This window comes from Pseudomonas sp. DD1 (genome assembly GCF_044510355.1).
Classification (GTDB): domain Bacteria; phylum Pseudomonadota; class Gammaproteobacteria; order Pseudomonadales; family Pseudomonadaceae; genus Aquipseudomonas; species Aquipseudomonas shahriarae.
Genome location: NZ_MSAJ01000038.1, coordinates 48,013 through 69,034, shown reverse-complemented (window position 1 = coordinate 69,034; position 21,022 = coordinate 48,013). Strand labels below are relative to the sequence as shown.

Annotated in this window: 21 protein-coding genes; 10 read left to right on the top strand and 11 right to left on the bottom strand. The window is 61.2% G+C overall.

Translation table 11 applies throughout. The features are described 5' to 3' along the window. Nucleotides 1–66: 66 nt before the first annotated feature. Nucleotides 67–1,500, top strand: a complete 1,434-nt coding sequence (locus PSFL_RS24730; RefSeq protein WP_029299078.1) for a M48 family metalloprotease — start codon at nt 67–69, stop codon at nt 1,498–1,500. 73 nt (nt 1,501–1,573) lie between these two features. On the opposite strand, the gene PSFL_RS24725 is transcribed toward PSFL_RS24730, so the two are convergent. The 4 genes from PSFL_RS24725 to rpoE all read right to left on the bottom strand — a co-directional run bounded on the left by PSFL_RS24725 (nt 1,574) and on the right by rpoE (nt 5,425). Then, nucleotides 1,574–3,010, bottom strand: a complete 1,437-nt coding sequence (locus PSFL_RS24725; protein ID WP_057958788.1) for a DegQ family serine endoprotease — start codon at nt 3,008–3,010, stop codon at nt 1,574–1,576. Between the two features lie 240 nt (nt 3,011–3,250). Further along, nucleotides 3,251–4,207: a MucB/RseB C-terminal domain-containing protein gene (locus PSFL_RS24720; protein ID WP_057444333.1), complete on the bottom strand. Its 957-nt coding sequence runs from the start codon at nt 4,205–4,207 to the stop codon at nt 3,251–3,253. Nucleotides 4,208–4,223: 16 nt separating this feature from the next. Then, nucleotides 4,224–4,811: a sigma-E factor negative regulatory protein gene (locus PSFL_RS24715; RefSeq protein ID WP_397470603.1), complete on the bottom strand. Its 588-nt coding sequence runs from the start codon at nt 4,809–4,811 to the stop codon at nt 4,224–4,226. A 32-nt stretch (nt 4,812–4,843) separates the two neighbouring features. After that, complete coding sequence (rpoE, locus tag PSFL_RS24710; RefSeq protein ID WP_003172477.1) at nt 4,844–5,425, bottom strand: RNA polymerase sigma factor RpoE; 582 nt, start codon at nt 5,423–5,425, stop codon at nt 4,844–4,846. A gap of 468 nt (nt 5,426–5,893) precedes the next feature. Here rpoE and nadB point away from each other — a divergent pair, with 468 nt between their 5' ends. After that, nucleotides 5,894–7,510 carry an L-aspartate oxidase gene (nadB, locus tag PSFL_RS24705; RefSeq protein WP_057958785.1) on the top strand — a complete coding sequence of 539 codons (1,617 nt, stop codon included), beginning with the start codon at nt 5,894–5,896 and terminating at the stop codon, nt 7,508–7,510. Here the strand turns inward: nadB and PSFL_RS24700 are convergent. Together PSFL_RS24700 and PSFL_RS24695 are read right to left on the bottom strand one after the other, a co-directional pair. Then, nucleotides 7,479–7,931: a hypothetical protein gene (locus PSFL_RS24700; RefSeq protein ID WP_057958784.1), complete on the bottom strand. Its 453-nt coding sequence runs from the start codon at nt 7,929–7,931 to the stop codon at nt 7,479–7,481. The two genes, nadB and PSFL_RS24700, sit on opposite strands and share 32 nt — an antisense overlap. Next, a complete protein-coding gene (locus PSFL_RS24695) occupies nt 7,915–8,169 on the bottom strand; it encodes a succinate dehydrogenase assembly factor 2 (RefSeq protein ID WP_017736358.1) in 255 nt (84 codons plus the stop codon). The genes PSFL_RS24700 and PSFL_RS24695 overlap by 17 nt, the downstream gene beginning before the upstream one ends. A 137-nt stretch (nt 8,170–8,306) precedes the next feature. Here PSFL_RS24695 and PSFL_RS24690 point away from each other — a divergent pair, with 137 nt between their 5' ends. Together PSFL_RS24690 and PSFL_RS24685 are read left to right on the top strand one after the other, a co-directional pair. Beyond that, nucleotides 8,307–9,248: a folate-binding protein YgfZ gene (locus PSFL_RS24690; protein ID WP_057958783.1), complete on the top strand. Its 942-nt coding sequence runs from the start codon at nt 8,307–8,309 to the stop codon at nt 9,246–9,248. A gap of 36 nt (nt 9,249–9,284) precedes the next feature. Continuing rightward, complete coding sequence (locus PSFL_RS24685; protein ID WP_115127585.1) at nt 9,285–10,106, top strand: HDOD domain-containing protein; 822 nt, start codon at nt 9,285–9,287, stop codon at nt 10,104–10,106. Nucleotides 10,107–10,130: 24 nt separating this feature from the next. Here PSFL_RS24685 and PSFL_RS24680 read toward each other — a convergent pair whose 3' ends face one another. After that, nucleotides 10,131–11,516 (bottom strand): sensor histidine kinase, encoded by a 1,386-nt coding sequence (locus PSFL_RS24680; protein WP_057439741.1) that lies wholly within the window; start codon nt 11,514–11,516, stop codon nt 10,131–10,133. Next, nucleotides 11,509–12,180 carry a response regulator gene (locus PSFL_RS24675; protein WP_057958781.1) on the bottom strand — a complete coding sequence of 224 codons (672 nt, stop codon included), beginning with the start codon at nt 12,178–12,180 and terminating at the stop codon, nt 11,509–11,511. The genes PSFL_RS24680 and PSFL_RS24675 overlap by 8 nt, the downstream gene beginning before the upstream one ends. A 247-nt stretch (nt 12,181–12,427) precedes the next feature. Here PSFL_RS24675 and PSFL_RS24670 point away from each other — a divergent pair, with 247 nt between their 5' ends. Genes PSFL_RS24670 through PSFL_RS24650 form a run of 5 tightly spaced genes read left to right on the top strand, consistent with a single transcriptional unit; the run spans nt 12,428 to nt 17,813 of the window. Continuing rightward, nucleotides 12,428–13,720 (top strand): OprD family porin, encoded by a 1,293-nt coding sequence (locus PSFL_RS24670; RefSeq protein ID WP_397470602.1) that lies wholly within the window; start codon nt 12,428–12,430, stop codon nt 13,718–13,720. 44 nt (nt 13,721–13,764) lie between these two features. After that, nucleotides 13,765–14,748, top strand: a complete 984-nt coding sequence (locus PSFL_RS24665) for a tripartite tricarboxylate transporter substrate binding protein (protein WP_057439744.1) — start codon at nt 13,765–13,767, stop codon at nt 14,746–14,748. Between the two features lie 60 nt (nt 14,749–14,808). After that, a complete protein-coding gene (locus tag PSFL_RS24660; RefSeq protein WP_115127583.1) occupies nt 14,809–15,267 on the top strand; it encodes a tripartite tricarboxylate transporter TctB family protein in 459 nt (152 codons plus the stop codon). 1 nt (nt 15,268) lies between these two features. Continuing rightward, a complete protein-coding gene (locus tag PSFL_RS24655; protein WP_057439746.1) occupies nt 15,269–16,783 on the top strand; it encodes a tripartite tricarboxylate transporter permease in 1,515 nt (504 codons plus the stop codon). Continuing rightward, a complete protein-coding gene (locus PSFL_RS24650) occupies nt 16,776–17,813 on the top strand; it encodes an AbrB family transcriptional regulator (RefSeq protein ID WP_057958777.1) in 1,038 nt (345 codons plus the stop codon). Before PSFL_RS24655 ends, PSFL_RS24650 begins: the two co-directional genes overlap by 8 nt. A 98-nt stretch (nt 17,814–17,911) precedes the next feature. Here the strand turns inward: PSFL_RS24650 and ung are convergent, their stop codons facing one another. After that, nucleotides 17,912–18,604: a uracil-DNA glycosylase gene (gene ung, locus PSFL_RS24645; RefSeq protein WP_057439748.1), complete on the bottom strand. Its 693-nt coding sequence runs from the start codon at nt 18,602–18,604 to the stop codon at nt 17,912–17,914. A 134-nt stretch (nt 18,605–18,738) separates the two neighbouring features. Here ung and PSFL_RS24640 point away from each other — a divergent pair, with 134 nt between their 5' ends. Continuing rightward, nucleotides 18,739–19,851 (top strand): enoyl-CoA hydratase/isomerase family protein, encoded by a 1,113-nt coding sequence (locus PSFL_RS24640; RefSeq protein WP_057439749.1) that lies wholly within the window; start codon nt 18,739–18,741, stop codon nt 19,849–19,851. A gap of 22 nt (nt 19,852–19,873) precedes the next feature. On the opposite strand, the gene PSFL_RS24635 is transcribed toward PSFL_RS24640, so the two are convergent. After that, nucleotides 19,874–20,302 carry a DUF3757 domain-containing protein gene (locus PSFL_RS24635; protein WP_170045540.1) on the bottom strand — a complete coding sequence of 143 codons (429 nt, stop codon included), beginning with the start codon at nt 20,300–20,302 and terminating at the stop codon, nt 19,874–19,876. Nucleotides 20,303–20,447: 145 nt separating this feature from the next. After that, a complete protein-coding gene (locus PSFL_RS24630; protein ID WP_115127582.1) occupies nt 20,448–20,807 on the bottom strand; it encodes a hypothetical protein in 360 nt (119 codons plus the stop codon). Nucleotides 20,808–21,022: the final 215 nt, after the last annotated feature.

Below are 21,022 nucleotides of genomic sequence, written 5' to 3'. Positions count from 1 at the left end.
CTTAGAATATCTGGTCCCAGGCTCAGTGTCCGGCTACAGTAAGGTCTTTGTCGAAAGGCTTTGTGCATGACTTTTTTGCGCCCTACCCTGCTGACGCTGGCTTGCCTGCTTGCCTCTCCAGGCTTCGCCGACGACCTGCCGTCACTTGGCGACGCCAGTTCTGCCATTGTCTCGCCACAACAGGAACACCAACTGGGCCGGGCATGGCTGGCGTTCCTGCGCGGCCAGGTCTCGGTCCTCAATGACCCGCAGCTCAAGGATTACGTCGAGACCAGCGTCTACAAGCTGGTAGAGACCAGCCAGGTCAATGACCGGCGCCTGGAGTTCATCCTGATCAACAGCCCGCAACTCAACGCGTTTGCCGCGCCAGGTGGGATTGTCGGGGTCAACGGCGGCCTGTTTCTCAATGCCCAGACCGAAGGCGAATACGCCTCAGTGATGGCCCACGAATTGGCGCACTTGTCCCAGCGCCACTTCGCCCGTGGCGTGGAAGCCCAACAACGGATGCAGATCCCGATGATGGCCGCGCTGCTCGGCGGGATTATCGCGGCCGCCGCCGGTGCCGGTGACGCCGGGATTGCCGCGATTGCCGGCAGCCAGGCTGCAGCGATTCAGGAGCAGCGGCGCTTCTCGCGGCAGAATGAACAAGAGGCCGACCGCATCGGCATCCTCAACATGGTCAAGGCCGGTTACGACCCGCGCTCGATGCCGACCATGTTCGAACGCTTGATGCGCCAGTACCGCTTCGATGCCAAACCTCCGGAATTCCTGCTGACGCACCCGGTCACCGAATCGCGGATCGCCGATACGCGCAACCGCGCCGAACAGGCCAAGACCGGCGGCACCGAAGACAGCCTGCGCTATCAACTGATTCGCGCCCGAGTTCAGCTGTATTACGAAGACACGCCCGGGCTGGCCGCCAAACGCTTCCGTGCGCAACTGGATGAGAACCCGAAAAGCGATGTAGCACGTTATGGATTGGCCATCGCCCAGATCAAGGGCACCCAGCTCAACGAGGCGCGCGAGACCCTCAAGCCGTTGCTGGCCAAGGCGCCCAACGACATCACCTACAACCTGGCGCAGATTGAGCTGGATATCACCAACAATCGCATGCCCGATGCGCAGCAACGCACCGACCGCATGCTGGCCCAGTACCCCAGCAACTACCCGCTGAACCAGGTGCGCGTGGACCTGCTGCTCAAGCAGAACCGCACCGCCGACGCGGAAAAAGCCCTGGAAGGCCTGCTCAAGTCGCGCTCCGACGATCCGGACGTGTGGTACCAGGTGGCCGAGACCCGCGGCCTGTCCGGCAATATCATTGGCCTGCATCAAGCCCGCGCCGAGTACTTCGCGCTGGTCGGCGACTTCCAGCAGGCCATCCAGCAACTGGACTTTGCCAAGCGCCGGGCCGGCAGCAACTTCCCGCTGTCGTCACGCATTGATGCGCGCCAGCGTGAGTTGATCGAACAGGAACGCATCGTCAAAGGCATGATGAGCTAAATCCAGCGCCCACAAAAAAGCCCCGCTCTCGACTATCGAGAGCGGGGCTTTTTATTGACCTACGGCTAGCGGCTTACTCGGCCAGCTTGAAGGTGATGAAGCTGGCACGCCCTTGACGCAGGACGCGCATCGACACCGAGCGATTCTTCGGCAGCGCCTTGGCGATGTCGGTGAATTCCTTGGTGGAGTTGATCGCCTGGTTGTTCAAGTGGGTGATCACATCACCCGGTTGCAGGCCGATCAGGGCGGCCGGGCCGTCCTGGACCTCCTTGATCACCACGCCACTCTTGAGGTCGAAGCTCTTCTTCTGCTCGTCAGTCAACTCGACCACGGCGATGCCCAGGCGATTGCTGCTGCGCTCGGCACCTGATTTACCGCCCAGCGCGCCAAGCTCCTGACCTTCTTCAGGGATCGCGCCCACGGTCAGCTCGACGTTCTGGCGCTTGCCTTCGCGGATCACTTCCAGCTTGGCCTTGCTGCCCGCCTTGAGTGCGCCGACCAGGTGCGGCAGGTCGGCCGACATGACAATCGGCTGGCCGTTCATGGTCAGGATCACATCGCCAACCTGCAAGCCGCCTTTGGCCGCCGGGCCGTCGTCCTGAATCTGCGCGACCAGGGCGCCAGCAGGCTTGTCCAGGCCAAAGGACTCGGCCAGGTCTTTGTTCACTTCCTGGATCACTACGCCCAACCAGCCACGGCTGACCTTGCCACCGGCTTTGAGCTGGTTGGAAACATCCATGGCCACATCAATCGGGATGGCGAAGGAGACGCCCATGAAACCGCCGGAACGGGTGTAGATCTGCGAGTTGATCCCCACCACTTCGCCCGCCAGGTTGAACAGCGGGCCACCGGAGTTACCCGGGTTGATCGGCACGTCGGTCTGGATGAACGGCACGTAGTTCTCGTTCGGCAGGCTACGACCAATGGCACTGACGATGCCCTGGGTCACGGTGTGGTCAAAGCCAAACGGCGAACCGATGGCCACCACCCATTGCCCGGCTTTCAGATCCTGGGACTTACCCAGTTTCAGCACGGGCAGGTCCTTGCCTTCGATCTTCAGCAAGGCCACGTCGGAGCGTGGATCGGTGCCGACCAGCTTGGCCTTGAGTTCACTGCGATCTGCCAGGCGCACGAGGATTTCGTCGGCGTCGGCGATCACATGGTTATTGGTGAGGATGTAGCCATCAGGCGAAATGATAAAACCCGACCCCAGGGACTGGGCTTCACGCTGACCGCCACCGCCGCCACGGGGTGAACGCGGCTGAGGCATACCGCGCTCGAAGAACTCCCGCAGCATCGGCGGCAGGCCTTCAAGGTCAGGCATCTGCTGGTTCGAGACTTTACGCTCCGGCAGCTTCTGCGTGGTACTGATGTTCACCACGGCAGGCGAGGCTTGCTCTACCAGCTGGGTGAAGTCAGGCAGTTCCGCCGCTTGCGCGGTAACGGCCTGACCCAGCACCAGCACCGTGGCGACTATGGAAAGGTAAGACTTCAAACGTGGTATCGACATACAGCTCCCGTTACGACGAGCAGGGTTGGGCGACAAGGTTCTTTAAACGCCGGAGACTACTACTACCGACGTCAACATTGCGTGAACAACACAAGGCCAGAACCGAGAAGTTCTGACCTATAAAAAACATAAGGAAATTTTGCAAGTGAAAATACTCTCCAGACATTTCATGTTCTGTGCAGCAGGGCAGGCACTTCCCGCATTACTGTGAACAATCTGGATGAGCATAGGATTAACAGCTCACGGTTTTTCGGGCGCCGTGCCACTGCGCACCGACAGCGCGATCCGTTCGGCGGTGCCGAGGGGGATCTCCCCGACCACCGTCACCATGATCTCGCCTTGAGGGGTATTCATGCGGCGCGATACGGCAACCGTTGGCCCCAGTTGCACCCGGCTCTCCGTCGCAGCCTCGCCACTGACGGGCTCCAGGAACACCGAAAAGCGCGCCAACCCATCCTCGTACATCAAGCTGTTTACCACCACATGGGTCCGGGAGTCCTTACGCGAAGCGCTACGGGCCAACTGGAAGCCAGGCGGCAGCCAGCTCGGATGCCAAGCCTGGGGGGCGACCACGTCCTCGGCCTTGCTGCTGGCGACCGACAATGGCTTGCAGTCCCTGCCGGGTTGCAAAGCGCTTTCATCCGGGGCTTTGGTACTCAATTGAGTGAACTGGAAACGCTCCAGCAACTGCCCCTTGTCATTGATCAACAATGATTTGAGCGGCAGCGCGGTTTCACGATCCAGATGCATCTCAAAGCCGTAGCGGTGCTGGTCGCGCGGCGTCAACGAGACGATCACCGCTTTACGACCAGCCACACGGGATTCGCCAATGGTGGCAAGCGTATAAAAAGAATTGAGTTTTTGCGGATCAAGCACATGGGCGGAACCGCCCGGGGAGTTACCAAGACCCGCTACCAGGCTGCCGCTGACACATTGAGTGTGCCCATCGACACGTACGACTTCCTGAGCTGATCCATCGAGCTGCAATATCCGTTCGCGGACCTGACCATTCTGGACTAGATGCCAGATGTCATGGGTAGAGAAACTACCGTTACGCTCGTAGATAAATGTACCTTGGTAGCTTTGCTGCTGCTCTGCCCGCCCAAGACGCTTCAGCCAGTCTTGGGCTTCATCGGCATGGGCGGGAACTGTAAACCAGCCACTGAGCAAAAGCGCAAGGAGCGGTATGGCACGCATAAGGCTCCTTAACGGTTTAGCGGTTTTCCAGGCTTGCAGCGCGAGCGTATGGCAGCGCGCTTTCAGTGCCTTTTACAGCCGATTCCTGAGCGTGCTGGCGCAGATAGCCTGGCAGACGCTGATCCTGCCAGCCGGATTGCCCTTGAAGCACGCCATTGGCCATCGGACCCGTTGCGTCGGAGCTTTCCTTGTAGCCAGCCAGAACAGCTGGACCCTTGACCTGCGGACCGGCCATGACCGGCTGCTGGGTTTGCTGGGCCAGTTCGGCACCGGCGATCTCGTCCTGGTTGTACAGGCGCACACCAGCCAGTACGGCCACCGTCACCGAGGCAGCGACTGCCAGGCGACCCAGGCTACGCCAAGGACCACGAGTAGCTTTTGCCGGAACGGCTTCATCAGCCAGCGCAGCAGAAACGGCCGCAGCAATATCCAGACGAGGGATTAACAGATCTTTGTGCATCACCGCCCGAGCGACTTGGTAACGAGACCAGGTATCACGGGTTTCGGCATCATCAAATGCATTGAGCACTCGACGAAGTTCCAGTTCATCCGCTTCGTTATCCATCACTGCGGACAGCGATTCCTGCAGGGCATCACGACTCATGGCGGTTCCTCTCTTGGCTGTCGCCGCTGTCTTTAGTTTTCCTGCAACAACGGTTGCAAGGCTTTATCAATGGCTTCCCGAGCCCGGAAAATCCGGGAGCGTACGGTCCCCACCGGACATTGCATGACGCTCGCAATGTCCTCGTAACTCAGACCATCGAATTCACGTAAAGTTAATGCCGTACGCAAATCTTCTGGCAGTTGCTGAATAGTGCGATGGACAGTGCCTTCGATCTCGTCGCGCAGCAATGCACGCTCCGGCGACTCGAGATCCTTGAGGCCGTGATCACCATCGTAAAATTCTGCATCTTCCGAACTCACATCACTATCGGGTGGGCGGCGTCCGCGAGACACCAGATAGTTCTTCGCCGTGTTGATGGCGATGCGGTACAGCCACGTGTAGAACGCACTGTCACCGCGAAAATTACCGAGTGCACGGTAGGCCTTGATAAAGGCTTCCTGTGCAACGTCCTGCGCTTCATGGGTGTCGTGCACAAACCGCACGATCAACCCGAGAATTTTGTGCTGGTATTTCAGCACTAGCAGATCAAATGCACGCTTGTCACCGCGCTGAACGCGCTCGACCAGCTGCTGATCCTCTTCCTGGGTTAGCATGAACACTCCTCGTTGTACTTGAAGGAGGCTTGCATAACTAAACGATCAGGCTTGCAAACATAGACTAGGACTTTTCGCAAAAGTTCTCCCCCTTCAAGCAAGTTTCCGGTGGGCTCTGTTTTGGCACACACGAAAAACGCAGCGCGGGCATAGCCGGCTGCGTGAATAATCTTGTCGCCGGTTTTCTGACGCTCCCATGCTCCAGGCCAATCAGTAAAACCAACGTTTTCCCAGCTTTCGGGCATCCTGTTATGGAGTCGGCGTGGATACAAAAGTTCCCACCTCGACGCCGGACCGCCTCATCAAACCGTGCAGTTCGTTCACCGTAGTCTCACAATGCCACGAATGCCCGGCTATTGTGCCGATCCCCCCCTCTATATACTAGTGGGCCGTGTGACCCTTTGATTCGCCGATCCAGGCGTCCTGTTTGCGCCACCCCTTCGGATCGCTTTTTGCGGAATCCCATAAATGAGCCAACAGTTTCAACACGATGTCCTGGTGATTGGTAGCGGCGCCGCAGGCCTGAGCCTTGCTCTGACTCTGCCGAGCCATCTGCGCATAGCCGTCCTGAGCAAGGGCGACCTGGCTAACGGTTCGACGTTCTGGGCCCAGGGCGGGGTTGCCGCCGTGCTGGATGACACCGACACGGTGCAATCCCACGTTGAAGACACCCTCAACGCCGGCGGCGGCCTGTGCAATGAAGACGCGGTGCGCTTCACCGTCGAGCACAGTCGCGAAGCCATTCAGTGGCTGATCGACCAGGGCGTACCCTTTACCCGCGATGAACATGCCGGCAGTGACGACGGCGGTTTCGAGTTTCACCTGACCCGTGAAGGCGGCCACAGCCACCGGCGCATCATCCATGCCGCCGACGCCACCGGCGCCGCGATCTTCAAGACCCTGCTCGCCCAGGCCCGGCAGCGGCCGAATATCGAACTGCTCGAGCAACGAGTCGCCGTCGACCTGATCACCGAGAAACGCCTGGGCCTGGCGGGTGAACGCTGCCTCGGCGCCTACGTGCTCAACCGCGCCAGCGGCGAAGTGGATACCTACGGCGCGCGCTTCACCATCCTGGCCTCAGGGGGCGCCGCCAAAGTCTACCTCTACACCAGCAACCCCGATGGCGCCTGCGGGGATGGCATCGCCATGGCCTGGCGCTCGGGCTGCCGGGTGGCGAACCTGGAATTCAACCAGTTCCACCCCACCTGCCTGTATCACCCCCAGGCCAAGAGTTTCCTCATCACCGAAGCCCTCAGGGGGGAAGGTGCGCACCTCAAACTGCCCAATGGCGAACGCTTCATGCAGCGCTTTGACCCACGGGCCGAACTGGCGCCACGGGACATCGTGGCTCGCGCCATCGACCACGAGATGAAGCGCCTGGGCATCGACTGCGTCTACCTGGACATCAGCCACAAGCCCGCCGACTTCATCAAGACCCATTTCCCGACGGTCTACGAGCGCTGCCTGACCTTCAATATTGATATCACCCAAGGGCCGATCCCGGTGGTGCCGGCGGCGCACTACACCTGCGGCGGCGTGATGGTCGACCAGCAAGGCCGCACCGATGTCCCCGGCCTGTACGCGATTGGCGAGACCAGTTTCACCGGCCTGCACGGCGCCAACCGCATGGCCAGCAACTCGTTGCTCGAATGCTTCGTCTACGCCCGTTCCGCCGCCGCCGATATCCTCGAACAACTGCCACGCATCCCGGTACCGGCCGCCCTGCCCCGCTGGGATGCGAGCCAGGTCACCGACTCAGACGAAGACGTGATCATCGCCCACAACTGGGACGAGCTGCGGCGCTTTATGTGGGACTACGTGGGTATCGTGCGCACCAACAAGCGCTTGGCGCGGGCGCAGCATAGGGTGCGGTTGTTGCTGGATGAAATCGACGAGTTCTACAGCAACTACAAGGTCAGCCGCGACCTGATCGAGTTGCGCAACCTGGCCCAGGTCGCCGAACTGATGATCCGCTCGGCCATGGCGCGCAAGGAAAGCCGGGGGCTGCACTACACGCTGGATTATCCCGAGATGCTGCCAGAGGCCCTCGACACTATCCTGGTGCCAACCACCTACGGCGACTGAACTTCAAGCGCACGCGCAGGCGCCGATGCACATCGGCGGCCTGCGAACCGCGCGGTACGCACACCGAGCGTACTCGCCAGTCTCCCGGCAGTCGGTAGCGCAGCACCACGATCAGCGGCAACGCCAGGCTGTCGGGACGCAACTGCACCGCATGCCAACCCCGCGCTACGCTCCACAGTTGCCAGCCGTCAGCATTGCGCCGCAGGCCACGAACCGACGAACGGTGGGTCAAGCGAATATGGCGTGGCAGCGTCCACAGGGCGTGGCCCAGGCACGCGAGCACACCCAGTGCCGCGATCGAAAAAGGTATAGCCAGCAGACACAGCGCACCCAGTGCAAGCACCTGTGCGAGGAGATACGCCGCCAGCAACAGCCCGCAGGCCTGCCAGCGGCATTCGAAGCTATTACTTGGGCTGGACACGATCCAGGATCATCCGGACCATGCGCTGCAGCTCCGGATCTTCTGATTCGGCACGCTCCATGAACCAGCCGAACATGTCCTGGTCTTCGCAGGTCAGCAACCTGACGTAGAGGTCGCGGTCTACCTTATCGAGGGTCGCGTACACCTCTTTGGTGAACGGTACCAACAACACATCCAACTCCAGCATGCCGCGACGGCTGTGCCAGTACAGGCGATTGATTTCTACATCTTCGACCATGGAGCGCTCCTCAAATAGGGCGCAAGTATACAGGCCCACGCCCCTCGGAACAGTCGGCTTTGGTCGGGCTTATGAAACTACCCATTTGCCGGGCGCCCCTCTATGATGCACTCATGACTTTCCAACTGCGATGACCCATGGCTGACTCTGCTTTCTTCTGCTCCCTGTCCCACGAAGGTGTCCTGGCCGTTCGCGGCGCTGACGCGGCCAAGTTCCTCCAGGGGCAACTGACCTGCAACCTCAATTACCTCGACGACACCCACGCTAGCCTCGGCGCGCGCTGCACCCAAAAGGGGCGCATGCAGTCGAGCTTCCGGATCGTGCTGCAAGGTGACGGTGTACTGCTGGCCATGGCCAGCGAACTGCTGGAACCGCAACTGGCGGACCTGAAGAAATACGCTGTGTTTTCCAAGTCCAAGCTGACGGACGAAAGTGCTACCTGGGCCCGCTTCGGTCTGGTGAATGCCGATCAGGCCCTCGCCAGCCTGGGCCTGGATTTGCCGGCCGAGACCGACAGTGTGGCGCGCCATGAAGAACTGCTGGCCATTCGCGTCTCCCCGGGCCGCGCCGAACTCTGGGCGCCCGCCGCGCAAGCCGAGTCCCTGCGCAGCCAACTGGCCGCCACACTTGCCGAAGGCGATCTCAATGCCTGGCTGCTGGGGCAGGTTCGTGCCGGTATCGGCCAGGTCATGGCCCAGACCCGCGAGCTGTTCATCCCGCAGATGCTCAACCTGCAAGCGGTCGGCGGCGTAAGCTTCAAGAAAGGCTGCTACACCGGCCAGGAAATCGTCGCCCGCATGCAATACCTGGGCAAACTCAAGCGCCGCCTGTATCGCCTGAGTCTCGACAGCCATGCGCTGCCCGAGCCCGGCACGCCACTGTTTGCCCCCAGCCATAACAGCGCCATCGGTGAGGTAGTCATCGCCGCCCGGGCCGACGAAGGGATTGAACTTCTGGCGGTGCTGCAAGCCGAAGCAGCCGACAGTGGCAACGTGCATTTAGGCACGCTGGAAGGCCCAGGCCTCAAGTTACTTGACCTGCCTTACCAACTGGACCGTGATCGCGAGATCCAGCGCTAATCGCCGTACCCTTTTGCAGCACCCTAGAGAGCATGAATGAATAAACTGGCGGAAAAAGTCCAACAGGCGTTGGTGATGGCCATCGGTAACGATGACCTGGTTCTGCCCACGTTACCGGAAGTGGCCCTGAAAATTCGTCAGGCCGCCGAAGACCCCGAAGTCAGCATCAGTCATTTGAGCAAAGTCATCAGCCGCGATACCGCCCTGACGGCGCGGCTGATCAAGGTCGTCAACAGCCCACTGTTGCGCGCCACCCAGGAGGTCACCGACCTGCACACCGCCATCACGCGCCTGGGCACCAACTACAGCAGCAACCTGTCGATTGGTCTGGTGATGGAGCAAATCTTCCATGCCCGCTCAGAAGTCGTCGAACAGAAGATGCGTGACGTCTGGCGCCGCAGCCTGGAAGTGGCAGGCGTCTGCTACGCCTTGTGCCGCAACCACAGCCAGCTCAAGCCGGACCAGGCGGCACTCGGCGGGCTGGTGCACCAGATCGGTGTGCTGCCGATCCTGACCTACGCCGAAGATCACTATGAACTGCTCTCCGACCCGGTCAGCCTCAACCATGTGATTGACAGCATCCACCCGCTGCTGGGGGACAAGCTGCTGAGGGGCTGGGACTTCCCGGAAATGCTGGTAAATGTGCCCGCACACTACCAGGACCTCGAGCGCGATTCGGCCAGCCTGGACTACGTCGACCTGGTGCAAGTGGCGGTGCTGTACTGCCACAAGAATACCGATCACCCGCTGGCCAACGCTGCGCTGTCGAGCTTGCCGGCATTCAGGAAGCTGCGCATCGACCCGCTCAACGAAGCGGTGCGCACCGAGCTGGACGAAGCGCGCTCGATGTTCTATTGACCGGTCGGTGTGGCAAGCACGGCCCTACCCAGCGATAAAACTCACCCGCACCTTAAGCCCTTTCAGCTCGCCATCATGCAGGCTGATCTGGGCCAGGTGTGCGCGGCAGATCTCCCCGACAATCGCCAACCCCAGGCCCGAACCCGCGCCCTGCTGGTTACGTCGATAGAATCGCTCGAACACCCGGTCCCGTTCGTCCTGCGGAATCCCTGGGCCATCGTCCTCCACTTCCAGCACTGCCGGCGCCGTCACCCGCAAGATCACATTGCCACCTGACGGCGTGTGGGCCAGGGCGTTATCCACCAGGTTGCTCAGCAGCTCGTTCAACAAGGTCGGCTCGCCCCGCAGCCACACCGGCTCATCCGCCTCCAACGCCAGCGCCACCCCACGGGCATGTGCCAGGGGCGCCATGGCCATACCCAACTCACGGGCCAATTGGCTGAGGTCGAGCAATTGCGCGCCGCCCTCGGCAATCGCCCGCGCCCCGTTTTCGATGCGTGCCAGGGACAACAACTGATTGGCCAGGTGGGTCAAGCGATCCGTGCCTTGCGCCGCCGTTTCCAGGGTGCTGCGCCAGATCGCCGGCTCCTCGGCACGCAGCCCCAGCTCCAGGCGGGCTTTGAGCGCGGCCAGCGGGGTGCGTAATTCGTGGGACGCGTCGGCAATAAACTGTGCCTGGCGCTCGAACTGCCCGCGCAGGCGTTCGGTGAAGTGGTTCAACGCCCGCACCAGCGGCCCGAGTTCGTGCTGCACTTCAACCAGCGGCAGCGGCCGCAGATCATCCGGCTGGCGCTCCTCTACCGCCGTGCGCAAACGCTCCAGCGGGCGCAGCGCCGCACTCACGGTAAACCACACCAGCAGCAGGGCCCCGACGCCCAGCATGCCCAGGCGCAGCAGGGTATCGGCCATCAGGCTGCGGGCCATGCTGACCCGGGCTTCGTCGGTTTCTGCGACGCGGATTTCTGCCATGCCATTCATGTTCGGCTCCGACACCGCCTTGAGCAGGCTCACCACCCGCACATTCTGCCCCTGGTACTTGGCGTTATAGAACCGCGCCAGGGCCGGGTAATCGTCGGTGCGTGGCGTCCCGGGCGGCGGGCCTGGCAGGTGTTCGTAACCGGAAATCAGCTTCTGGTGAATATCATTGACCTGGTAGTAAATCCGCCCGGCACTGTCATAGGCGAAAGTGTCCAGCGCCACGTAGGGCACATCGGCACTCAGGGTGCCGTCACGCTGGGACAGCCCGGCGGCGATGGTCCGCGCCGAGGCCAGCAGGGTGCGGTCGTAGGCAGTGTCTGCGGCCTCGCGACCGTTCCAGTAGGCGCTCAGGCCGCTGGCCAGCATCAGCACCACCAACAGCAGCGCCAGGTTCCACAGCAGGCGCCAACGCAGGCTGCTGTGCTTACGCATCGCGGGCTTCCAGCAGGTAGCCAAGGCCACGGAAGGTGACGATGGCGACCGGCTGGCCATCGAGTTTCTTGCGCAAGCGGTGCACATAGATTTCGATGGCGTCGGGGCTGGCCTCCTCATCCAGGCCAAACACCTGGGACGCCAATTGCTCCTTGCTCATGACCCGGCCGGGACGGGCGATCAGCGCCTCGAGCACCGCCTGCTCGCGAGAGGTCAGGGTCAGCAGGTCACCGCCGAGGGTGAAGCGCCGGGTTTCCACGTCATACACCAGCACGCCACAGGTCTGCTGCCGCTCGCCACCCAGCACGCTGCGGCGCAACAGCGCCTTGACCCTGGCCTCCAGCTCGGTCAGCTCAAAGGGCTTGGCCAGGTAGTCATCGGCGCCCAGGTTAAGGCCATGCACCCGATCCTTTACATCACTGCGGGCAGTGAGCATCAGCACCGGAAGATTTTTCCCACGGGCCCGCAAGCGTGCCAATACCTCGAAACCATCCATGCGCGGCAGGCCCACGTCGAGAATCACTGCCGCGTATTCCTCGCTGCTCAAGGCCAGGTCCGCAGCCACGCCATCGTGCAGCACATCCACCGTCAAGCCCGTGCTCTTGAGCGCCTGGGCGACACTTTCGGCGAGCTGCAAATGGTCTTCGACGAGCAGGACACGCATGGATTTGTACCTCGTTAAGGGGCAGCCGATGCCGCCCTCTGTTTACCGACTCGCGGCTCAGTTTACAGCCGCCGCCTGTGCTGTGAAGCCCGAAAACATTGAAAGACCGTTGAAAGGTTAGTGAAAGGTTCGCCCATTAGCATCCAGAAACGGACGGTTACACCTTCCGAGCTATTTCACCCATAGCGCCCGAAAAACGCCTCGAAGCGTTTTCGCCCTATAAGAACAATAAACGGAGTGCTCTACGATGCTGTCGACACAGCCCCAGGCTTGCCCGCCTGTTCGTTTTTCCCGCCTGACCCAGACCGCCCTCGCCAGTGCCGCTGCCCTTGCCGGTTTTTCGCCGCTTAGCCAGGCTGCCTTCTTCGAAGACAGTAGCGCGACCCTGGAAACCCGCAACATGTACTTCAACCGCGACTTTCGCGACGGTACCAGCGCCCAGCAATCCAAACGCGACGAATGGGCCCAGGGCTTCATGCTCAACCTGCAATCGGGCTACACCGACGGTACCGTCGGTTTTGGCGTGGATGCACTGGGCATGCTCGGGGTCAAGCTCGACTCCAGCCCGGACCGCACCGGCAGCGGCCTGCTGCCCACCCACGATGATGGGCGCGCTGCTGACGAGTACTCGAAACTGGGGCTGACCGGCAAAGTGAAAATCTCGGCTACCGAGCTGAAAATCGGCTCGCTGATTCCTGAGTTGCCAATCCTCAAGGCCAACGACGGACGCATCCTGCCGCAGACGTTCAACGGCGGCCTGCTGACCTCCAAGGAGTTCAAGCACCTGACGTTCACCGGCGGCCGCCTGGACAAGGCCAAGGACCGCGACGACAGCAACTACGAGGACATCGCCCTCAACAACAAGAACGGCCGCTTCGTCAGCGGGGCCACCGGCAAGCACTTCAACTTTGGTGGCGTGGACTACAAGTTTGCCGAGAAGGTCACCGGCAGCTATCACTTCGCCCAATTGGACGAGGTGTACCGCCAGCACTTCCTCGGTGTGGTCGCCTCCACTCCGATGGGCCCCGGCACCTTCGGTACCGACCTGCGCCTGGCCATCAGTGATGACACCGGCAGCGCGCGCGGCGGCAGCATTGATAACAAATCCCTCAACGGCCTTTTCAGCTACGCCCTCAACGGCCATAAACTGAGCGCCGGCTACCAGCACATGTCCGGCGATAGCGCGTTCCCGTATGTGGATGGCAGCGACCCGTACCTGGTCAACTTTGTGCAGATCAACGACTTTGCCGGCGCCAAAGAACGCTCCTGGCAGGCTCGCTACGACTACGACTTCGCCAAGCTGGGGATCCCCGGCCTGAGCTTCATGAGCCGCTACCTGTCCGGTGACAATATCCAACTCAAGAACGGCGACACCGGCAAAGAGTGGGAACGCAACACCGAGATCAAATACGTGGTGCAAAGCGGCACCCTCAAGGATGTGGCCGTACGCCTGCGTAACGCCACTTACCGCTCCAACTATTCGGCACGGGACGCAGACGAAGTGCGCGTGCTGGTCAGTTACAGCGTCGCGCTGTGGTAACCCTGCAAGTCATATCCCCAATAACAACAATGACGGAGTTCCCCATGTCCTCATCCCTGCGTAAATTTGCCCTGGCCGCCGGCTGCATGCTGTTTGCCGGCCAACTGCTGGCTGCCGAAGAACCCAAGCGCCCGGAATGCATCGCACCAGCCTCCCCCGGCGGTGGTTTTGACCTGACCTGCAAGCTGGTGCAAAGCGCGCTGATCAACGAAAAACTGCTGAGCAAACCGATGCGCGTGACCTACATGCCCGGCGGCGTGGGCGCGGTGGCCTACAACGCCGTGGTGGCCCAGCGCCCTGCCGATGCCGGCACGCTGGTGGCCTGGTCCAGCGGTTCGCTGTTGAACCTGGCCCAAGGCAAATTCGGTCGATTTGATGAAAGCGCAGTGAAATGGCTGGCCGCCGTCGGCACCAGCTATGGCGCGATTGCGGTGAAAGCCGACTCGCCCTACAAGAGCCTCGACGATCTGGTACAGGCCCTGAAGAAAGATCCGAGCAAAGTGGTGATTGGTTCCGGCGGCACCGTCGGCAGCCAGGACTGGATGCAGACCGCACTGATCGCCAAGGCTGCCGGGATCAACCCGCGTGACCTGCGTTACGTGGCCCTCGAAGGCGGCGGTGAAATCGCCACTGCCCTGCTCGGTGGTCACATCCAGGTAGGCAGTACCGATATCTCCGACTCCATGCCACACATCCTCAGCGGCGATATGCGCCTGCTGGCAGTGTTCTCCGAAGAGCGCCTGGACGAGCCGGAAATGAAGAATATTCCGACCGCCAAAGAGCAAGGCTACGACATCGTCTGGCCAGTGGTACGGGGCTTCTACCTCGGGCCAAAAGTCAGCGATGAAGACTACGCCTGGTGGAAGGCTGCGTTCGACAAGCTGCTGGCCTCCGAAGAGTTCGCCAAGCTGCGTGACCAGCGCGAGCTGTTCCCGTTCGCCCTGACCGGCCCGGAACTGGACACCTACGTGAAGAAACAGGTGGCTGACTACAAAGTGCTGGCCAAAGAGTTCGGCCTGATCCAGTAATCGCCCCTCTGTCGCGCGGCCACGCCCTTTTGAACCGGGGGCGTGGCCCAGGAGTTCTACATGCTCTTACAACGCATATTCGCCGCAGTGCTGTTACTGGTGTGTATCGGCCTGGCGCTGATGGCCTGGCCCTATCAGGCGGCCTTTTCCTACGAGCCAGTAGGGCCTCGGGCCTTCCCACTGCTGTTGCTCGGGCTGATGGGCCTGGCTCTGACCTACATGCTGATTCGTCCGCAACCGACCAAACACACTGACGATGAACCGCCGCTGGACCGCCCGACCCTGATTAAGATCGGGATCTGCGTGAGCTTGCTGCTGGTGTTTGCCGGCACTTTCGAATCTCTGGGTTTCATTCTCAGCAGCATGCTGATTGGTATTCCGATGGCACGGCTGTATGGAGGGCGCTGGTTGCCCGGCGTGGTGATCATCACCTTGATGAGCGTCGGTCTTTATCTGCTGTTCGATAAAGCCATGGACGTACCGCTGCCCCTCGGTCTGCTCGACGTTCTGGAGAACTGATATGGATACTTTTGGCTATTTGGGCCAGGGCTTCGGCGTCGCGCTGAGCCCCTATAACCTGGTGACCGCACTGTGCGGCACCCTGATCGGCACCGTCGTCGGCCTGTTGCCGGGCCTGGGCCCGATCAACGGCGTGGCGTTGTTGATCCCCATCGCATTTGCCTTGGGCCTGCCGCCCGAGTCGGCACTGATCCTGTTGGCAGCCGTGTACCTGGGCTGCGAATACGGCGGCCGGATCAGCTCGATCCTGCTGAACATCCCGGGCGAAGCCTCCACCGTGATGACCACCCTCGACGGCTACCCAATGGCCCGCAAAGGCATGGCCGGGGTGGCGCTGTCGCTCTCAGCCTGGAGCTCGTTCATCGGTGCGTTTATCGCCACCTGCGGCATGGTGCTGTTCGCCCCGCTGCTGGCCAAATGGGCGATTGCCTTCGGACCTGCGGAATATTTCGTACTGATGGTGTTTGCGATTGTCTGCCTGGGCGGCATGGCCGGTGACAAGCCGCTGAAGACCTTTGTCTCGGCGTTGATCGGCCTGTTCCTTGCCTGCGTCGGCATCGATGCCAATAGCGGTGTCTACCGATTTACCGGTGACAACATCCATCTGACCGATGGTATCCAGTTCGTGGTCCTGGTCCTGGGTCTGTTCTCCATCAGTGAGATCCTCCTGCTCCTGGAAAAAACCCACCGTGGCCAGGAGGCAGTGAAGGCCACCGGGCGCATGATGTTCAACGTCAAGGAAGCCTTGTCGGTGTTGACCGTGAACCTGCGCTGCGGTGTATCGGGCTTCATCATCGGCGTATTGCCAGGTGCTGGCGCAACCATGGCCTCGGCCGTGGCCTACATGACCGAAAAACGTATCGCGGGCGCCAGCGGCAAGTTCGGCCAAGGCGACATGCGCGGCCTGGCCGCCCCGGAAACCGCCATCGGCGCATCAGTCTGCGGTGCCATGGTGCCAATGCTGACCCTCGGCGTTCCGGGCTCGGGCACCACGGCGGTGATGATCGGCGCCCTGTCGCTGTACAACATCACACCTGGCCCGCTGCTGTTCCAACAGCAACCGGACATTGTCTGGGGCCTGATCGCTTCGTTGTTTATCGCCAACATCATGCTGGTGGTCCTCAACATCCCGATGATCCGCATCTTCACCCGCATCCTTGCCGTGCCGAACTGGGCACTGGTGCCGGTGATCGCAATCATCACCGCGATTGGCGTCTATGCCGTACACGCCACCACCTTCGATCTGTTCCTGATGATCGCCATCGGCATCTTCGGCTACATCCTGCGCAAGCTGGACTTCCCACTGTCGCCGCTGCTGCTGGGCTTTATCCTCGGCGGCCTGATGGAGCAGAACCTGCGGCGTGCGTTGTCGATTTCCAATGGCACGCTGGAAATTCTGTGGTCGAGCCCGATCACTTTGGGCGTCTGGGTACTGACCGCCATCATGCTGCTCGTGCCATTGCTGCGTATCTGGCGCAAGCGCGCGTTGCAGCGTCGTGCCGTAGCCGATGTCTGAGGTCACCCTTAGACAATGGTGGGGAACACCGCTGGTCGGCCTGGCCGGCGGTTACCTGGCCAGCCTGGTCGGCTGGCCTTTGCCGTATATGGTCGGCTCGTTGCTGGCGATCATCCTGGTGCGCTGCCTGACGCCCTGGCAGTTGGGCGAGATTCCCGGCGGGCGCAAATGCGGGCAGTGGGTGGTGGGCATTGGTATCGGCCTGCACTTCACCCCGGTGGTGATCGAACAGGTGATGAGCCACTTTGGCCTGATCTTCTTCGGCGCGCTGGTCACCAGCCTGTCGAGCATTGTCGGCGTGTGGTTGATGCGCCGCAGCGGTGAAGATCGCGCCACTGCGTTTTTCTCAAGCATGCCGGGCGGTTCCGGGGAGATGGTCAACCTGGGCGCACGCAATGGCGCGGTGCTCAGTCGCGTGGCGGCTGGCCAGAGTCTACGGGTGTTGCTGGTGGTGCTGTGTGTGCCGGCAATCTTCAAGTATTTACTGGGCGGCGGCGCACCACAGTTTCACCCGGCGCCTGTGGATTGGGCCTGGCTGGCCCTGCTGTTTCCCATTGGCGCGCTGGTGGCCTGGGGCTGGCAACGCTTGCGCCAACCCAACCCCTGGTTGTTCGGGCCGTTACTGGTCAGTGCCGTCGCCAGTATCACCTGGGATTTGCACATCGGCCTGCCCGAAGGTGGCAGCCAGATCGGCCAATGGTTGATCGGCAGTGGCCTGGGTTGCCACTTCAACCGGCAGTTCTTCCGACGGGCACCGTCGTTCATGGGCCGCACGGTGGTTGGCACACTGCTGAGCATGCTGATCGCGACCTTTGCGGCGGTGGGTTTGAGTGCATTGACGCAGTTGGATCTGCGCTCGCTGACGCTGGGGATGATGCCCGGTGGGATTGCCGAGATGAGTTTGACGGCAGAGACCCTGCAACTGTCGGTGCCGTTGGTAACGGCGATGCAGGTGATGCGGCTGTTGTTTGTGCTGTTCCTGGCGGAGCCGTTATTCCGCCATTGGAACCGCCAGCCGGACACCATTTAAATATAGGCGCTGGCTTGCCTGCGATTGCGGTGTGTCTGCCAACAGAGATATCGGCAGACTGTCAGTCATCGCAGGCAACTTCTAACTTGTGCTGACCTTCAGAGCGGCGGCAACCGCCACTCGATCGGCGTCTCGCCATTCTGCTCAAGAAACTTATTCGTCCGGCTGAAATGCCCGCAGCCCAAAAACCCGCGATACGCCGACAACGGCGACGGATGCACCGAGGTCAGCACCAGATGCTTGGTCGCGTCGATCAGCTTTTGCTTGCCCTGGGCATGGGCGCCCCACAGCAGGAACACCAGGTGCGGCTGATGCTCGCTGACAATCTCGATCACCCGGTCGGTGAAGAACTGCCAGCCCTTGCCCGCATGGGCGTTGGCATTGGCGCGCTCCACGGTCATGGTGGTATTGAGCATCAACACACCCTGGTCGGCCCAGCTTTGCAGGCAGCCATGGCTGGGGATCTCGATATTGAGGTCGCGCTTGAGCTCTTTATAGATATTGACCAGGGACGGCGGCGCCGGCACGCCCGGTTGCACCGAGAAGCACAGGCCGTGGGCCTGGCCCGGGCCGTGATACGGGTCCTGGCCGAGGATCACCACCTTGACCTTGTCCAGCGGCGTGGAGTTGAGCGCGTTGAAGATCAACGGGCCCGGCGGGTAGATTTCCTTGCCCGCCGCATGCTCCTGGCGCAGGAACTCGCGCAATTGGCTCATGTACGGCTGCTCGAATTCCTCACGCAGGGCGTGTTTCCAGCTCGGTTCAAGTTTGATACGGTCGTCGACAGTCATCAGAAAAGCATCATGTAAAAAGAATGGGCGAACCCTAGGAAAGCCCACCCCACTTGTCAATTGATCTGACGCGCAACCGGCACTTTCCCACGAAGGGATCATACTCAACGTTCAATTTACCGATTGAGGTCATGATGAATCTGCACTTCGAAGAGCTCACTGGCACAGACGGCGCCCGTATCGGCATCGCCAGCCTGGACGCAGAAAAGTCCCTCAATGCCCTCTCCCTGCCGATGATCCTGGCCCTGGGCGAGCGCCTGGCGAGTTGGGCCAAAGACCCGCAAATCGTCTGCGTGCTGCTGCGCGGCAACGGCGCCAAGGCGTTTTGCGCCGGCGGTGAAGTGCGCAGCCTGGCCCAGGCCTGCCGCGAGCACCCGGGCGAAGTACCCGCCCTGGCCGCGCAGTTTTTTGCTGCCGAATATCGTCTGGACTACCACCTGCACACCTACCCCAAGCCCCTGATTTGCTGGGGCCATGGCTATGTTCTGGGCGGTGGCATGGGCTTGCTGCAAAGCGCCGCCATCCGCATCGTCACCCCGAGCAGCCGGCTGGCCATGCCGGAAATCAGCATCGGCCTGTACCCGGATGTCGGCGCCAGTTGGTTCCTCTCGCGCCTGCCCGGCAAGCTCGGCCTGTTCCTGGGCCTCACCGGCGCCCATATGAACGGGCGCGACGCCCTGGACCTGGGCCTGGCCGACCGCTTCCTGCTGGATGAGCAACAGGACGAAATGCTTGAGGGCCTGTTACAGCTGAACTGGCAGGAACAGACGGCGATGCAGCTCAACAGCCTGTTCAAGGCCCTGGCCCAGGAGGCCGCCAGCCAGCAGCCCGAACCACAGTGGCTGCCGCGCCGCCAGCAGATCGACGCATGGTTGGATGTGGGTGATGTGCACTGCGCCTGGCGCGCCTTGAGCCAACTGCGCGAGCATGCCGACCCGCTGTTCAGCCGGGCCGGCAAGACCTTGAGCGAGGGCTGCCCGCTGACCGCACACCTGGTCTGGGAGCAGATCCGACGGGCGCGGCACCTTTCTCTGTCGCAGGTGTTCCAGATGGAATACACCTTGAGCCTCAACTGCTGTCGGCATCCGGAGTTCAGCGAAGGGGTACGCGCTCGCCTGATCGACAAGGATCAGCAGCCACACTGGCACTGGCCAGATATCAAGCGCATTCCCGAGGCGGTGGTCGAGGCGCACTTTCACAAGGCCTGGGAAGGCCGCCATCCGCTGGCAGACCTGTCTGATTTATGACAGACGCAAGTCAAGCGACGGGCTAGTATTTTGGGCGATCGAGGGTGAACGAACAGTTGTCGGGCTGGCTGTCCGTGCACACAAAAATTTCCTGGTCAAACGGCCCGCGGGCCTGCATCCAATGGGTGGAGTCGGTCAGCGACATGCCGGACAGGGGCTCGGGCGCCTGGAACCTGAGGTTGACCCACTGGTTGTTGGCCGCCTTGTAGGTGCAATACTCCAAGTAGCCTTGTTTGCGCTCCTGGTCATTGGCCGGAATAAAAACCGCCCCGACAAATCTTTCCAAAAAACTGTCGGCCCCGCCTGCAGGGCTCCTCCAGTGGCCATTGTCACTTTGGAAATGGCCCGCCTTGCGCTTGATCGACGAGGGATAGGGGCAGCTGAATTCTGCGCTGGCGTGAGCGAAGGAAAAAAAACCGAGTAAAAAAAGAATAAGTGCCCGGCTGATCATGTGTCATTCCGTTGAGCTACTGAGGTCTTGCCACCCAGTAAAGTCCTAGAAGAGCACTTAAGATAGCTGTTAAATATGACAGCCCAGACAGATGGTCGCCCACAAAAAAACGGCGCATTTCGCGCCGTTTCAAAGAAAAGTCTGACTACCGATGCCCGCCACGTCCCCGGCCATGATCACCGCCACGTCCATCGCCGCGACCATGGCCGTTGTAGCCCCGATGATCCCCCCATCCCTGACTGGGATAGGGACGGTAGCCCGCCCTTGGCCCGGCCTGATAGTAACGGGGCGCCGGCTGGTAATAACGCGGCGCCGGGTAATAGCGTGGTGGCGGTGCGTAATAGCCGCGCCGGTACTGGTATGACGGACCGCCGCCGTAGTAATAGACCGGCGCGGGTGCGGTATAGACTTCGGATCGATAGTAGCTGGAGCCTCCATCGTAATAGGGCACGCAAGCAGAAAGGGTCAAACCGAGCACAGCTATGATGAGCAATCGACGATACATGGCGGCCTCCTGGACCGCGGAAGAGCACACACCAGCGACGCTGGGGGGCGACAGACAGCTTTCACTGAATGACAATAGATCAGACCGCAAAAAGCAAATCTGGTGCGACTTGGACATAGATTGATACATCTATGGCGCAATAAACCGCCCAGGTCTGTATCGTGCCAAATACACCGGTTTCGCCGGAACCTCGACGCCATGACACCTGAACCGAC